Origin of the sequence: Sphingobacterium sp. JB170, from assembly GCF_900163865.1 — a bacterium.
Lineage (GTDB): Bacteria > Bacteroidota > Bacteroidia > Sphingobacteriales > Sphingobacteriaceae > Sphingobacterium.
Genome location: NZ_FUKU01000029.1, coordinates 12,992 through 29,863 on the forward strand (window position 1 = coordinate 12,992; position 16,872 = coordinate 29,863).

Consider the following 16,872-nt stretch of genomic DNA (forward strand, 5'->3'; position numbering starts at 1 on the left):
TTACCACGTATGTTCCCTCGAAAAAAACACCTTTTATTCCTCATCGTTCTACTTCCGTTTCTTGCGCATGCACAAGAAGGAAGCCAACTTTGGTTACGATATAAGCCCGTCGAAAAGCATATTGCAAGCCAGCGGCGTATTGGTTTGCGTGATCAGCATAAAACGGCGCAGCTCGCCCGGAAAGAACTGGAACGCTATTGGAGCGGCCCGACTATCGAGATGCACATCGACAAAGGGGCTAAACGACTAAAGGAAGGTTATCAAATTAAAGGCAGTGCATCAGGCATTCATTTGAACGCCGCTGAACCTATAGGTCTATTGTATGGTGCATATCATTTATTGCGCCTGCAAGAAACCAAAGCTGATATGCGAAATTTATTCCTTGAGGAGATTCCCGATTACGATATCCGGATATTAAATCATTGGGATAACCTGGATAGGACCGTGGAAAGGGGGTATGCTGGTTATTCGCTCTGGCTATGGGATGAACTACCTGGGAAGTTATCGCCTAGGTACGAGCAGTATGCCCGCGCGAATGCTTCGATAGGTATCAACGCTACAGTATTGAACAATGTCAATGCTTCACCCGAGATTCTCACGAGCGAATATATCGTGAAGGTGAAAGCGATAGCTGCTGTATTTCGGAAGTATGGCATCAAGGTCTATTTGTCGGCTAATTTTTCCGCTCCCAAGGTGCTAGACGGTTTGGCTGATTCGGATCCCCTTCGCAAGCCCGTGCAGCAATGGTGGGAGACCAAAGTGAAGGAAATCTATCAGCAAATTCCAGATTTTGGAGGCTTTCTGGTTAAGGCGAATTCCGAAGGGCAACCGGGTCCCCAGGACTATGGGCGTACGCATGCGGATGGTGCGAATATGCTGGCAGATGCGTTGAAGCCCTACGGCGGACTTGTGATGTGGCGTGCGTTTGTGTATAACCCCACAGCAGAAGACCGGGCTAAGCAAGCATATCAAGAGTTTGTACCCTTGGATGGCGAATTTCGGGACAATGTCATCATACAGATAAAAAATGGACCTATCGATTTCCAGCCGCGCGAGCCGGTCACACCGCTCTTTGGCGCTATGACGCATACACCGCAGATGATTGAATTTCAGATTACCCAGGAATATCTAGGCTTCTCCAACCATTTGGTATATCTGGCGCCGCTTTTTAAAGAAACGCTGGACAGCGACACCTATGCCAATGGGCCAGGTACTACGGTCGCTCGTGTAACGGACGGTAGCACGTTTAAAAATAAGAAAACAGCAATTTCGGCCGTCGCCAATATAGGAGAAGACGCTAACTGGACAGGGCACGATTTTGCTCAGGCCAATTGGTATGCGTTCGGCCGCCTAGCCTGGAACCACCAGCTGTCATCCGAGCAGATCGCCGAAGAGTGGATCCGCCAGACATTTTCAAATGATGCCCAGTTCGTGCTGCCTGTTCGGCAGATGATGATGCGATCTCGTGAAGTTGCCGTAGATTATATGATGCCCCTCGGGCTGCATCATATCTTCGCGTACGGTCATCATTACGGGCCAGAGCCTTGGGGCGAGATGGAGGGCGGAAGACCAGACTGGATGCCGTGGTACTACCACAATGCTGATACCGTAGGCGTAGGGTTTGATCGTACGACAGCTGGGAGCGGCGCTGTCTCGCAGTATAAGGAGCCGTTGCGTAGCACATTTAATAAATTGGAGAGTTGCCCTGAAAATTTGCTATTATGGTTTCATCATGTGCCATGGACGCACCGCATGAAAAGCGGTCGCACGTTATGGGACGAGCTGTGTATGCATTACGATCGTGGTGTACACGAAGTACGTGCGTTTCAAAAAGTTTGGGACACGCTGCAGCCGTATGTTGATAAACAGCGATTTGAGCAGGTGCAATCTAAACTGAAGATTCAGGCAAAAGATGCAGTTTGGTGGAAGGACGCGTGTTTGCTGTACTTCCAGACATTTTCAAAAATGCCCATACCGTACCAGGTCGAGCGGCCAATCCACGAACTGCAGGAATTGAAGAAAATAAAACTGGATATGAAACACCATAACTAAGTCCATTAAAGAAAGATGAAAATGAAAGAAAGAAGGATGAAGAATAAGACGAATATATGGCTCAGCATACTAGCGACAGCGTTGCTGTCTGGCTGCCAGCAAAATAACGGAAATCGCAGTGACGGGATTGTTGCGAGCAGCGAGCCTGTTTTCCAGAATTTTGAATATGCGGGTAACGATAAAATATATGCCGACAGCCTTTTGACCGAAGGACAGTTTTACAGCCCGATTTTGCAGGGGTGTTATCCCGATCCGAGTATTACTCGTAAGGGAAACGATTACTACCTGGTGAGCTCCTCGTTTGTTATGTTCCCAGGTGTGCCTATTTTTCATTCCAAAGATTTGGTCAATTGGATGCAGATTGGCCATGTACTGGATCGAGAGTCACAATTGAAAGTGGAAACCGCAGGTATTAGTGCCGGTGTCTATGCGCCGGATATCCAGTATAACCCGAATAACGATACTTTTTACATGATTACCACGCAAATCGCCTCGGAGATTGGCAATATGGTTGTGAAAACGAAAGATCCGCTTGAAGGTAATTGGTCTGACCCCATTCAGCTTGACTTTGGTGGGATCGATCCGGCATTGTTCTTTGATGATGATGGAAAGGCGTATGTGGTACACAATGATGCACCAGCGTACGGAAAGGAACAGTACGAAGGGCACCGCGTCATTAAGGTCTGGGATTATGATGTAGAGCGCGATAATGTTATCGCTGGTACCGACAAGATTATTGTCGACGGTGGTGTGGATATTAACCAGCAACCAATTTGGATCGAGGCGCCTCATATTTATAAACGGGACGATAAATATTACTTGATGTGCGCCGAAGGCGGGACAGGAGCGAACCACAGTGAAGTTGTATTTATGAGTGATAGTCCCCGTGGACCTTACAAGCCGGCCCCAGATAACCCGATTTTATCCCAACGCCATCTTGATAAGAGCAGGCCAAACCCTGTGGAGTGGGCAGGACATGCCGATCTTGTGGAAACACCGAATGGCGAGTGGTACGGCGTGTTTCTTGCTGTACGGCCCAATGAAAAGAACCGAGTGAATACCGGCAGGGAAACATTTATGCTACCGGTCGATTGGTCTGGCCGGTGGCCGGTATTTGAAGGTGGGATGGAGCCGCTCAAAGCTTCTATTGCTGTACCGCAGGGCGCCGAAAACAAAATGAATACAGGTGAATTTTTCCCTAATGGAAACTTCACCTTTACCGATAAGTTTGCGGGCAATGGTCTGGATGACCGCTGGATAGCCTTACGAGGCCCGCGTGAAAAGTTCGTTCAAGAAAGCGCGTCTGGTCTTCACATCAAGCCTTTTGACATTAATATAAAAGCACAAAAACCCATTTCTGCTTTATTTTATCGCCAACAGCATGCTTCATTTTCCGCATCAGTCGATATGGTCTATATGCCCGAATCAGACGCGGATTTAGCAGGACTTACCTGCGTACAAAGTGAGTCGTTCCACTATGTACTGGGGGTAACGAAGTCGGGTGGGAATGATTACCTCGTTTTACAGCGGACCGAGAATGGCGAGTCGTCCATCGTTGCCCAAACAAAATTAGCCGACCTCGGGAAAATATCCCTTAAAGTCGTAGCCGAGGGCGATGATTACCAATTCTCTTATGCGCTTGATGATCGCGCGTTCGAAAATATAGGGCAGCGTGTATCCGGGGATATCTTGTCAACCGATGTAGCGGGCGGATTTACCGGAGCGATGATCGGCCTATATGCTACTTCTGCAAATCATATAAAAGTCGAGTAGTGTAGTTTTTGTTATTATCGTGTAATTTATATATAGCAGATTAATAGATTCTAATGTGAACGGATATCGAGCATTGATTCATCATAATGTTTGCCGAAAGTTCGATATCCGTTGTTCTTAAAATGTAGTCAATCGTCACCGATTGTGTCGTCGTGTTTAATTTTTCCAGCACCTTCCATATCCGCTTACCGGGACAAATATGGACGTGGACGTCCGGGCATTGCGCAGGAGCGACATCTATCGAAAAGAGCAACGTAAAAGCTAACGTAAGTAGAAGAGCTCATTTTGGAATTGCCCTCATTCTTTTGTTTTTTGTAGTCCTCAAGATAACCGATTGGACGGCGTGTTATGTATTTTATTCCTACTAAATGTTGCAAATTCCTTTCTGTTTAGTTCATATGATGTCTTTTTGACGGAGTATCCTGTAAATGTTATTGTTTTCTGCCAATGCCGATTCGTAAAGCGATAAGCAAGTTTGTAATTTAGCTATAAGCTGCCTGTTATAGTATAAACCTAGCGAAATATAAACACTACGGTAGAAAGGACGTTTGCCGGAAATAATTAGTGTTAAACATACATGTATTCATAATAATTGTATTATGCAATTTTTAACAGACAAAGCGTACCTCGTTCGTATGACACATTCGTATGTAGCAGTTAAAAGCGATTCACATCAATGTTTCGTGCGGCCAGGTAAATGGTGCCGCGTAATCAAAAAAGCTGAACCAAGATGATCGTCTGATTTGCCTAGTAATGGCCGAGGGCGAGATGCAGGAGGGGTGGGTGTTCGAAGCGGCGAAGAAATAACGATAAATGCAGTATATAAATTTATTATGAAGGGGATATTTATATTAATGGTCACTGTTCTGAGCTGGACGGTTTCGAGCGCACAAAAGGTGAAAATTGCACCTACAGGATTTGATACAAAACGCGAAAATATTGCTAGAGGCGATATAGATACGATAAGTTATAAGTCGACAACGGTAGGCGTTAAGCGCAAAGCGCTGGTATATACCCCGCCGGGATACTCTAAGTCAAAAAAATACCCTGTGTTGTACCTTCTCCATGGCATAGGTGGAGATGAATTGGAGTGGTTTAAAAATGGTGTTCCCCACATCATCTTGGATAACCTTTATGCAGAAGGGAAATTGGAACCGATGATTGTCGTATTGCCAAATGGACGCGCAATGAAGGATGACCGTGCTACGGGTGATATTATGGCTGCCGATAAAGTGAAAGCATTTTCTACCTTCCAAGGCGACCTTCTTGATGATTTGATCCCTTTTGTCGAGCGAAATTATGCCGTTCAGTCAGACCAGAAGCATCGAGCCTTGTTTGGCCTATCGATGGGCGGCGGGCAAGCGTTAAATTTTGGATTAGGGAATATGGATGTATTTGCTTGGGTGGGTGGTTTTTCGTCTGCGCCAAATACGCAGACACCCGAACAACTTCTGCCAAATCCGCAAGAAGCAAAAAATAAATTAAAACTGCTTTGGATCTCTTGTGGAGATCAAGATAGGTTGATGGAAATTACGAAGCGTACCCACGAATACCTCGCGCAGCATCAAGTGCCTCATAGGTATTACGTCGAACCTGGCGGGCACGACTTCAAGGTTTGGAAAAATGATCTTTATCAAATTTCTCAACTACTATTTAAATAAGGCATTTGTAAATTCACAAATATGAACAACAAAAGAATTTTGCATGTATTTATTCTGTTAGGAATATGTGGTACGTTTCTTTGTAATGCTGTCAGTTTCGCGCAATCAGCAAGGTCTTTAAAGCTTTGGTATGAAAAGCCCGTGATGGACGGGGTTTGGGAACAGGCTCTGCCTATTGGAAACGGCCGTTTGGGAGCTATGGTATATGGTGTACCCGATCGCGAAGAGCTACAGCTCAATGAGGAGACAATATATGCCGGTGCGCCTTATCGTAATGACAATGAAAAGGCGCTAGAGGCCTTACCTCAAATCCAGCGGTGGATCTTTGAAGGAAAAGCCGGTGAAGCGGATAAGCTATTAAATGAAACCTTTTTCACCAAGACACACGGCATGCCATTCCAAACGGCAGGAAGCGTGCTATTGGATTTTCCCGGCCATGAAATTTATAACAGTTACTCACGGGAATTGGACTTAGAAACAGCTATTGTTACGTCTACCTATGAAGTGGCAGGTGTGCGGTACACCCGTAAAGTATTCTCATCCTTTGCCGATGATGTTATCATCATGCAGCTAACGGCGAGCAAAAAGGGTATGTTAAACTTTGCATTATCCTATACAAACCCTTCCGATCATCGTACTTTCAAAGAAGGGGACCGTTTAGTTTTAGAAGGGAAAGGAACAGCGCACGAAGGGATTGACGGCAAAATTGTATACCAAACGCAGACTTCAGTCAAAAATAAAGATGGAAAGGTGGAATTCACCGATAGCAAATTAACGGTGTCTGATGCGACTTCTGTTGTCGTCTATATTTCGATCGGAACTAATTTTGTAGACTACAAAACGCTCGACACCAATCAGGCATCTCGGGCCTCGGATAAACTCGCCTTGGCGGAGAAGAAAAGTTTCAAAACCGCAAAAAAGGAGCATTGCGCTCTTTATCATCAGCAATTTGGTCGTTTCTCGTTGGATTTGGGAAAATCTATCGACTCCGACCAGGCCATTACCAAACGGATTGCGAATTTCAAAACAACGCAGGACCCGGCATTGGTCGCTTTATTGGTGCAATTCGGGCGTTATCTGCTAATCTGTTCATCCCAGCCCGGCGGGCAGCCGGCAAACCTACAAGGAATTTGGAATAACGCGATGCAACCCGCTTGGGACAGTAAATACACGATCAATATTAATACGGAGATGAATTATTGGCCGGCGGAGGTGACGAATCTTCCGGAAACCCATCAGCCTTTATTCCAGATGATTAAAGAGCTGAGCGAAAGTGGTCAGGGTACGGCCGAAAAGCTTTATGGCGCCCAGGGGTGGGTGACGCATCACAATACGGATATCTGGCGGGTAACAAGTCCGATCGATTTTGCAGCGGCGGGAATGTGGCCGACGGGAGGAACGTGGCTAACGCAGCACCTATGGGAGCATTATTTATACAGTGGTGATAAAGAATTTCTACGTCAGGTGTATCCGATTATGAAAGGGGCATCGGACTTTTTGTTGACACGATTGACTGCGCATCCTGGATATACCGAAAAAGACTGGTTGGTATTGTCGCCCTCGGTTTCCCCGGAACATGGGGCCATCTCGGCAGGGGTGACAATGGACAACCAATTGGTGTTCGACATGTTGACGCGCACGGCGTTAGCCAGTGAGATATTGGATGAAGACACGTCGTACAGGGCGAAGCTTCAAGCAGCGGCCAAGCGTATTCCTCCGATGCAGATAGGCAAATATGCACAGCTGCAAGAGTGGCTGGAAGACCTTGATGACCCCAAAAGCGAGCATCGTCATGTATCACACTTGTATGGTTTGTATCCTGGTAACCAAATTTCACCTTATCGGACTGCTGAACTTTTTGAAGCTGCTCGTAATTCGCTGAACTATCGGGGAGATCTGGCAACAGGTTGGTCGATCGGTTGGAAAGTCAACCTGTGGGCCCGCTTGCAGGACGGCAATCATGCCTATCAAATCATCAACAATATGTTGACCTTGGCCGACGGTAAAAATAAAGACGGGCGAACCTATCCGAATCTGTTTACCGCTCACCCTCCGTTTCAAATTGATGGTAACTTCGGTTTGACCGCTGGCGTGGCGGAAATGTTAATCCAAAGCCACGATGGGGCGGTACATTTATTGCCGGCGATCCCGGCTATATGGCCTGATGGATCTGTGAAGGGTATCAAAGCGCGTGGTGGCTTTGAAGTGGCTATGCGCTGGGAAGATAGCGAAGTACAAAAAGTAACCGTGTGGTCGGCTATCGGGGGAAACCTACGACTTCGTTCGTATGTGCCACTCGATGGTAAAGGGCTTCATGAAGCAACCGGTGAAAACTCAAATAGCTTATTAAATGCCGTCGAAGGTTCCGCGGTTCTTGTTTCGGCACAAGCCTCCCTGAAAGGAAACGATTTGCGGGAAGTTTACGAATATGATATCGCTACCACCGCGGGTAAGAAATATGTTTTTTCGATAAAAAAATAATTTATGTTTAGATTATCTACTATTTTAAAAGTTCTATTTTGCGCCGCATTGATCGCCACGAGTGGTTATGGACAAGGACAACAGGCAAAAAATCCAATCATCTTTGCCGATGTGCCAGATATGTCGATGATGCGGGTCGGGGACACCTATTACATGAGCAGTACCACCATGCACATGAACCCGGGGTTACCACTGATGAAGTCAAAAGATCTGACCAATTGGGAATTGATCGGGTATGGGCACGGATCATTAGGGAATATGGACGAGCTGAATCTAAATCATGGTAAAAACACCTATGGACGTGGCTCCTGGGCAAGTAGCATTCGGTTTCATGATGGCACGTATTACGTAAGTACGTTTGCACAAACTACGGATAAGACTTATATCTATACAACGACTGATATCGAAAATGGCCCTTGGCAGGCGCACGAGTTTGAGCCCATGCTGCACGACCATACCTTATTTTTTGAAGGCGATAAGGTATATATGATTTGGGGGGCAGGGAAGATCCAGATTATTGAATTAAAGCCTGACCTTTCAGGTGTTAATTTAGAATCGCAGCGTGTATTGATCGAAAATGCAACTTTACCCAGTACATCGGCAGGAAAGAAGGGAGGTCTTCCCGCTGAAGGGACGCAGTTATTTAAAGTAAAAGGAAAATACTACCTGTTCAACATATCGTGGCCTCCAGGTGGGATGCGTACGGTGATTGTACACCGAGCGGACAAGCTGGGCGGGCCTTACGAAGGTCGCGTGGTACTGCAGGACAAAGGAGTAGCGCAGGGCGGACTGATCGATATGCCGAACGGGGAATGGTATGCTTACCTATTTCAAGATTACGGTGCAGTCGGCCGGATTCCGTTTTTGGTACCCCTGAAATGGGAAGATGGGTGGCCAGTCTTGGGGATGGACGGTAAAGTTCCTATGGAATTAGACCTTCCGGCTAGTGAGGGGCTTATCCCGGGGGTGGTCGCTTCGGACGAGTTTGACAGGAAGCAAGGTGAGCGCGCGTTACCGTTGGTATGGCAGTGGAATCACAACCCGGCGGATCACCTTTGGTCGGTGAACGAGCGTCGAGGGTATTTGCGTTTGAAAACAGATCGCCTCGACGAGCATTTCTTGCAGGCAAGAAACACTTTAACCCAGCGGACCATTGGTCCGACATGCGTGGGCTCTACAGCGATAGATGTATCGAAAATGAAAAACGGCGATTTCGCGGGACTCTCGCTGCTGCAGAAAAACTACGGTTTAGTAGGCGTTCGGATGGAAGGTAATAAAAGATCGTTGGTTATGGTGAATGCGACAACCGGAATGCCGCTTGAAGTGGCTAACATCCCTGTAACCCAGCAAAGGATATACCTCAGGGCCGAATGCGATTTTACAAATAAAAAGGACGTTGCGAATTTCCATTACAGCCTAGACGGAGAAAAATGGGAGCCTATCGGAACAGCCCTGAAAATGAAGTATACCCTTCCACATTTTATGGGCTATCGTTTTGGGTTATTCAATTATGCAACGAAAACTTCAGGGGGCTATGTGGATTTTGATTATTTTCATATTAGCCAATAAAAGCGATAAAGCAAAGTTAAATTATGACGCGTATTTTAAACAGGAAAAATTGGTTGCTGCTATTGTTTTTTTTAACAGGAGCCTTTAGTATGCAAATCGCGGTTGCCAAGGTACGTCTTCCGCAGCTAATTGCAGACAAGATGGTGTTGCAACGAGATATTGACCTGCGTATCTGGGGATGGGCAGAGGTGGGAGAGAAAGTAACCGTTCGGTTTCAGGGCAAACACTACTATACCGAAGCTCGGGATGATGGTAAATGGTCTGTGCTTTTACCGCCGCATGCTGCTGGTGGGCCGTTTGTAATGGAAGTAAACGAAATTATCATCCGTGATATCCTGATTGGTGACGTGTGGTTAGCCTCCGGTCAATCCAATATGGAAACGCCGATCGCCCGAGTAACACGGCGTTATCCAGAAATAAATGTATCTAACAACCACATGATACGCTATTTCAAAGTACCCACACAAAATACGGTTGCGGGGGTGCAGGATGATATCGCCGCGGGGGGAGAATGGTATTCGGGGGTTGCCTCGGAAGTGATGAATTGGACCGCTTTGGCTTATTTTTATGCGCAGCAAGCCTATAGCCACACGAAAGTGCCCGTAGGTATGCTCGTTTCGAGCCTGGGTGGTTCGGCGATTGAAAGTTGGATCAGCCAGGAGCACCTGCGCGAGTTTCCTGATTTATTAGTTGATCAAGTTGCGCTCGACAGCCTGTCTAAAGTAATGCAAGACCGAGGAACGGGAAAATGGATGGCCAGGGACTGGGATGACGCTGACTGGAAAACGATGTCTGTTCCGGGGCTGTGGCGGGCAGCGGGTATAAACACGAAGGGGGTGATCTACTTACGAAAAGATGTACACGTGCCTCAGTCCATGGAAGGGCGCCATGCGAAGATCCGTTTGGGTATGCTGATTGATAGCGATTCTGTTTTCGTGAATGGACACTTTGTGGGGTCGACGGGTTATAAGTATCCGCCGCGTGAGTATGATATCCCTGCAGGGATATTGCGTGCTGGAACAAATAACATTACCATACAGCTGACTGCCCGCGGTGGAAATGGAGGCTTTGTCGAGGACAAAGCGTATAAAATAATAGGTGATGAGCAGGAAGTGGACCTGCGTGGGGAGTGGAAATATCAGGTAGGTTTAGACCTGGAACAGGCTCATGGATATCAAGACCGCCTAGAGAATTTAAAAACGGCCGGGTCGGGACTGTTTAACGGCATGGTCTATCCCATCCGTGATTACCAGGTGCGTGGCGCGATTTGGTATCAAGGAGAGACCAATGCCGGACGGCCGGCGCATTACCAAACGTATTTGGAATCGATGATACGCGATTGGCGTGCACTCTACCAATCGCCCGATTTGCCCTTTCTGATCGTACAGCTGCCCAATTACATGAGAAAACCCGATCAGCCGCAGCAGAGTGGCTGGGCTAGGATACGCGAAGCGCAAATGAAAGCCGTGCAGGAGGTTGCCCATACGGCACTGACGGTGACCTACGACTTGGGCGAGTGGAATGATATTCACCCCTTGAACAAAAAGGATGTCGCTCACCGTTTGTTTTTGGGAGCCAGAAAGGTTGTTTACGGGGAGAAAGTGATGAGTTCGGGTCCGCTGTATCAGGGAATGAAAATAGCAGGTGATAAAATTATTCTTTCTTTTACTGAAACCGCCGGCGGGTTGCAGAGTAAATCGGGCAAGTTGAAGCATTTTGCAATTGCCGGAGACGACCGGAAGTTCGTCTGGGCGGAGGCGGTTATTAAAGGGAGTACGGTTGTCGTAAGTAATATGACGGTGAAAAACCCGAAAGCCGTCCGCTATGCGTGGAGCGATAATCCGGAAGATGCCAACCTAACTAATAAACAGGGGTTATTGGCCTCTCCATTTCGGACAGACGATTGGTAGGCTATATTAAAATCTAATCAACATTTACCATTATAAAGGGATTACATATTATGATTAACAAAAAGCAATTCGTGTTATCCGTTGTTGCCGCAACGTTGATTTCTGCAACGGTGCTTAAAGCACAAAGTGGTCTTCCGGCTGAAACGAACTCGCAGCAGAAGTACACACCTACCCAAGGAGCGAACCCTTATTTACCCCTTTGGGAGCACGTACCCGATGGGGAGCCTCGCGTGTTTGAAGATCCGGATAGCCCAGGGGAATTCCGTGCGTACATTATCGGTTCGCATGATTTGCGGTTTGATAGCTATTGCGGGCCAGATATTCGTATGTGGTCGGCACCTGTGGACGACCTGTCAAGCTGGCGCGATGAAGGGGCGATTTTCACGTATGAAATTGATGGACAGTGGGACGTGATGTACGCGCCAGACCTCGTCGAGGTAAAAAGAAAGGACGGCACAAAAGAGTACTATTTATATCCGCATAGCCGCGGGGAGCATCGAGAAGCGATGGTTGCAAAAGGCGATCGTCCAGATGGACCTTTTACGCCGATAAACATGACCGCGGACGGGAAACGAACCGTTGAGGGCAGTATTCTGGGGTTCGATCCGGCGGTATATGTCGAGTATATAACCGATCCGGCGGATCCGGATTACGAAATTGGTTTCAGGGCATACGCATATTGGGGCTTCCAACGGTCATTGGCGGCACAGCTGGATCAGAATACCATGTATTCGGTAAGGCCCGGCACCGAAGTTATTAACTACTTTATCCCCGCGAGTGCGAAATATGGGGAGCTACGCGATCCGGCTGGCACGGAATACCCGAACATATTACCGGGTGAAGATTTAGGGACGTTCAATTTTTTTGAGGCATCATCGATCCGTAAAGTCGGAAACAAGTACGTTTCGGTCTATAGTGGATACTCGGGTCCGGAGTATGGTGTCGCGAGTTCTAACTCTACGCTACGCTATCTGGTTGGTGACTCACCGCTGGGACCGTGGAAAAGCGGCGGTGTATTGGTGGATTCACGTGGGCCGGTGTTAAATCAGGATGGAAGCGCGATAGAGACGACTAGCGGAGGACACAATACACACGGAAGTATCGAGCTAATAAACGGCCAGTGGTATGCTTTTTACCACCGACCACCGCGCGGCTTTGGTTTTGCGCGTCAAGCCGTGGTCGCCCCGATCACAATCGACTGGGATGAGCAGTCCGTTTCTCAGGGAGGTACTGTCAGAATTCGTGCTTATGATCCTTATGCAGCGGACCGTATGTGGACGGCAAAAGATAACCAAGGTAGAGAATATACAGGTGCTGAGGTGACCTCAGAAGGCTTCCATATGTATGGGCTTAATCCGTACCAATATTATTCGGCAGGTTATGCAAGTTACCTTTCTGAGGGGAGTACGATGCAAGATACCTGGGATATTTGGGATAATCATATGCCAATCACAAATGTGAAGGACAGTCATATCATTGGGTACAAATATTTTGGTTTTGGAGGACTTGATCATGATAAAAACGGGTTAAAGGCCTTCCCGGGAACTGAAGTAGGAAATGAGACCTCCTTTAATCTATTTATAACCCCCAAATCCATAAATGCTTTTAAAGTCAACGTATGGTTAGATGGTCCATGGGATAACGATGCTTGGAAAGGAACAAAAATAGCAGAGATTAGCGTTCCTGCCGGGGCTGCACAGAAGACGACGCGATTCACCGTTGACGTGGCGAAGTTTGTCGATCATTTGGATAAAAAGCATGCAATTTTTCTTGTGGCTGAGGGCGACGGGGCAGAAGCGCTTTTTGATTTAGCCGGGCTGGGCTTCAGTTCGAACAAAAGGGTCCTCGACGCTCCGGTCGTTCCATCGGTTACAATCGCAGTTAATGGCAAGGAACTCGCGTTGCCAAAAATACCCGTTAGGTCAACAAATGCCAATGGCATAGTTGGTTATGACGTTTACCAGACAAGCTATCAGCTTCCTGCAGCAAGCACGGAACTACCAACCGTGTCTGCCAGTAGCGATAGTTCGGAGGTAAAAGTGGATATTACACAGGCCCAATCAAATAGCGGAGCGGCTGTAGTGCGCTTTGATTATAATGGCGTCGTGAAAACATACCGCGTTGTATTTGGCGTCGAATAGATGACCCTTTGCGAATTTGCTAACCAAGTATGCTGTGCAGCAATAAAATGATGCGCAGCATGCTGTATTTTTGGCAAGACGCAGCGGGGGGCGTGGTACCAAACATTTAAGCGATCCATAGCGACAGAGCGCTACACGTATATGCCGTATGGAACGATAGCCTGGATGCATCCGCACAACCATAATGTTCTCCTTAAATCTACTTCGATAAAGACCGGAACGCAGGACTTGCGTGTACGAAAAACGGTGCCGCAGCTTTTGAGTTTTAGGCAGAAATTAACTTTCCGTTTGCCGTTATAATCGAGGGATTACAGAAACCATCATGGAGCTGCGGTGCGGTGACCCGATAGTGACTTGTTTTGCTAAAAATCGGCGAATAAGTGCAGAAAAGTGTAGAAAGTAACGAATTGAAACGCTTATGTTACCTACGCAAATATGTAGCAACAACGATACAGTTATACTTGTATCAGCAACCAAGAGGCCGTATTCTCGATCAAGAGACTCGACCCGAAAAAGTAAAAATTATAGACCCGTTTACGCGATTGATTGTTGTAGTAATTTCGTTTTTTAAGTGAATTATGCAACCGCTTGTTTAGACAGTTGAAATAAACAATAACCAAATAAATTTATTATGATAACAAAACCTAACTTTTTATCACTAGGGGCATTCACGTTAGCCAGGAGCGGCGTTCCTGTACATTGGTTTTTGCTTTTATTATTTTTAGCGTTCACCAATAGTGCTTGGGCACAGCAGCGAACTGTTTCGGGTACTGTGAGCTCTGGAGCAGGCGGCCCCCTAACGGGCGTTTCGGTACATATCAAAGGGAGCTCAACGAGCACGTCGACAGATACGAATGGGCAGTTTTCCGTGAACGCAAGTGCTAATGCTGTCGTCGTATTTTCTTATGTCGGTTTTAAGACGCAAGAATATACGCTGGGCAAAGAAACCGAAATACAGATCACATTGTCTGCCTCGGATATAGCAATGGATGAGGTTGTCGTGGTTGGGTACGGAACGCAGCGGAAGGAAGCCATCACGGGTTCGGTCGCATCGGTCAGTGGCGAACAGATGAATGAAGTTCCCGCGGCCAATATTACCCAAGCGCTGCAAGGACGCGTGGCAGGCGTGCAAATGACACAAACTTCCTCCAAACCTGGTGCCGCCATGCAAATACGTATTCGCGGTACACGATCTCTAACTGCCAGCAATGATCCATTGGTTGTTTTGGATGGTATTCCTTTTGCGGGATCGATTGGTGATATTAACCCGATCGATATAAAAAGTGTCGATATCTTGAAGGATGCGTCCGCCACGGCTATTTATGGTTCTCGAGGTGCAAATGGTGTTATTCTGGTCACCACGCATAAGGGATATGCGGGACAAGAAGCGCGCGTTACCTTTAATAGTTATACGGGCGTGAAAACTTTATTCGCCAGGTATCCGATGATGAACGGAGCCGACTTCGTTCAGCTCAGAAAGGATGCTGGATTATACCAGAACGGCGTTGACGAATCGGATGATGTCGATACCGATTGGCAGGATTTACTGTATAAAAATGGTCTGACGACCAGTCAGAACCTTAGTGTTTCTGGAGGCACCGAAAAAACAATCTATAACTTTAGCACGGGCTACTTTCGTGACGAGGCTGTCCTCCCTGGCCAAAATTTTGACCGTTTCTCGCTGCGCGGAAGTCTAGATCAAAAAATAGGGTCACGGATACGTGTAGGTTTCAGCACGAATAATAATTATTCGGTTAATAGAGGAAATAATTTAGGTGTCTACACGACTTTAAGTACGACCCCCATCGCCAACCCCTATAATGAGGATGGTTCCTATAAGAATGTTGTCGGCATGGCGCAAGATAATCATTGGGTATATGCGCGAGATAGAATCGAAAATTTAGGCGATAAATGGGTGGATATGTCGAAGGGATTCGGTTCCTACAATACTTTTTTTGGGGAAATCGACATACCGGGCATTGAAGGCCTGAAATATAGAGCCAATGTGGGCCTCAACTTTAGAACGACTAACGGCGGAGCTTATACCGGCGAAGGGATCTTCAGCTCGGAAGCTAGCACCCCTTCGACGGCCTCGATTAGTAACTCCTTGCATACACAGTGGACCATTGAAAATTTGTTAACATACGATCGCACATTTGCAGAAAAGCATAATTTGAACGTGGTAGGGCTTTATTCCGCCGAACAGATCCGCTATAATCGCTCACAAGTTTCGGCATTAGATATTCCGGCAGATCAGTTTCAGTTTTATAACTTGGGACATGCCTCGGGCGAGATTACGGTCGATCCTAATAATCAGGATTATTACAAAACGGGATTGATGTCGTGGATGGCACGTGCGATGTACGACTACGACGGACGGTATATGTTGAGTGCTACAATTCGTACGGATGGGTCATCTCGATTAGCACCCGGGCACAAATGGCACGCGTATCCGGCAATTTCCGCTGGCTGGAACGCAAAAAGGGAATCGTTTCTTGCAGACGTTAGCTGGTTGGATCTGTTAAAGTTCCGCGTAGGATACGGTCAAACTTCGAACCAGTCCGTAGCACCATACAAGACATTAGGCCGACTTTCGACGCGCCCTTATAATTTCGCCGACGAATTTACTATGGGTTATTTCGTTTCGGAGTTACCGAATGCGGCACTTGGCTGGGAATACACTTCGACATGGAATTACGGGGTTGATTTTTCTTTATTGAAAAACAGGTTACGTGGTACATTTGAATACTATACGCAACATACCAAAGACTTGTTGTTGAGTGTCGGTTTGCCAGCATCGTCAGGTGTGGGTAGCTACATGGGAAATATAGGGGAGACACAAAACAAGGGTTTTGAGTTTTCACTTGATGGAACGATCTTAGATAACCCCGATGGATTGACATGGGAAGCAGGCTTTAATTTCTATTTGAATCGCAACAAGCTTCTCGCGCTATCATCTGGCCGTGAACGTGATGAGGGTAATGCGTGGTTTGTTGGACACCCGATCGACGTGATTTATGATTACGAAAAGACAGGCCTTTGGCAAGAGGGGGATTCGCATCTAGATATTCTCGAGCCTGGTGGAAATTCCGGTATGATTAAGGTGAAGTATACGGGAGAATATAGTGAGGACGGTGCGCCGGTACGCGCAATTAATGCAGACGATCGCCAGATTTTGGACACGAATCCCAATTTTGAGGGTGGATTTAATACGCGACTGGCGTATAAAGGTATCCGCCCTACTAACCCCGTATAGGAGCTAATCTTTACTCCATTTATCTTTGC

At 46.9% G+C, this 16,872-nt stretch carries 8 protein-coding genes; all 8 read left to right on the forward strand.

Features of this window, described 5'->3' with window-relative positions; all coding sequences use genetic code 11:
• Positions 1 to 9 precede the first annotated feature (9 nt).
• The 8 genes from FM107_RS09050 to FM107_RS09085 all read left to right on the forward strand — a co-directional run bounded on the left by FM107_RS09050 (position 10) and on the right by FM107_RS09085 (position 16,843).
• On the forward strand, positions 10 to 2,052 hold the full coding sequence (locus FM107_RS09050) for an alpha-glucuronidase (RefSeq protein WP_086948194.1): 2,043 nt from the start codon (positions 10 to 12) through the stop codon (positions 2,050 to 2,052).
• Between the two features lie 21 nt (positions 2,053 to 2,073).
• Positions 2,074 to 3,825: a glycoside hydrolase family 43 protein gene (locus tag FM107_RS09055; RefSeq protein WP_218778949.1), complete on the forward strand. Its 1,752-nt coding sequence runs from the start codon at positions 2,074 to 2,076 to the stop codon at positions 3,823 to 3,825.
• Positions 3,826 to 4,658: 833 nt separating this feature from the next.
• A complete protein-coding gene (locus FM107_RS09060) occupies positions 4,659 to 5,486 on the forward strand; it encodes an esterase family protein (RefSeq protein ID WP_086948203.1) in 828 nt (275 codons plus the stop codon).
• A gap of 21 nt (positions 5,487 to 5,507) precedes the next feature.
• Positions 5,508 to 7,967, forward strand: a complete 2,460-nt coding sequence (locus FM107_RS09065) for a glycoside hydrolase N-terminal domain-containing protein (RefSeq protein ID WP_086948196.1) — start codon at positions 5,508 to 5,510, stop codon at positions 7,965 to 7,967.
• 3 nt (positions 7,968 to 7,970) lie between these two features.
• A complete protein-coding gene (locus tag FM107_RS09070; RefSeq protein WP_086948197.1) occupies positions 7,971 to 9,536 on the forward strand; it encodes a glycoside hydrolase 43 family protein in 1,566 nt (521 codons plus the stop codon).
• A gap of 89 nt (positions 9,537 to 9,625) precedes the next feature.
• The gene (locus tag FM107_RS09075; RefSeq protein ID WP_218778950.1) at positions 9,626 to 11,446 is read left to right on the forward strand and encodes a sialate O-acetylesterase; all 1,821 of its coding nucleotides are present in this window, start codon (positions 9,626 to 9,628) and stop codon (positions 11,444 to 11,446) included.
• A 50-nt stretch (positions 11,447 to 11,496) separates the two neighbouring features.
• Positions 11,497 to 13,587, forward strand: coding sequence for a hypothetical protein (locus FM107_RS09080; RefSeq protein ID WP_086948199.1), 2,091 nt, complete (start codon positions 11,497 to 11,499; stop codon positions 13,585 to 13,587).
• Positions 13,588 to 14,218: 631 nt separating this feature from the next.
• On the forward strand, positions 14,219 to 16,843 hold the full coding sequence (locus FM107_RS09085; protein WP_086948200.1) for a SusC/RagA family TonB-linked outer membrane protein: 2,625 nt from the start codon (positions 14,219 to 14,221) through the stop codon (positions 16,841 to 16,843).
• Positions 16,844 to 16,872 lie beyond the last annotated feature (29 nt).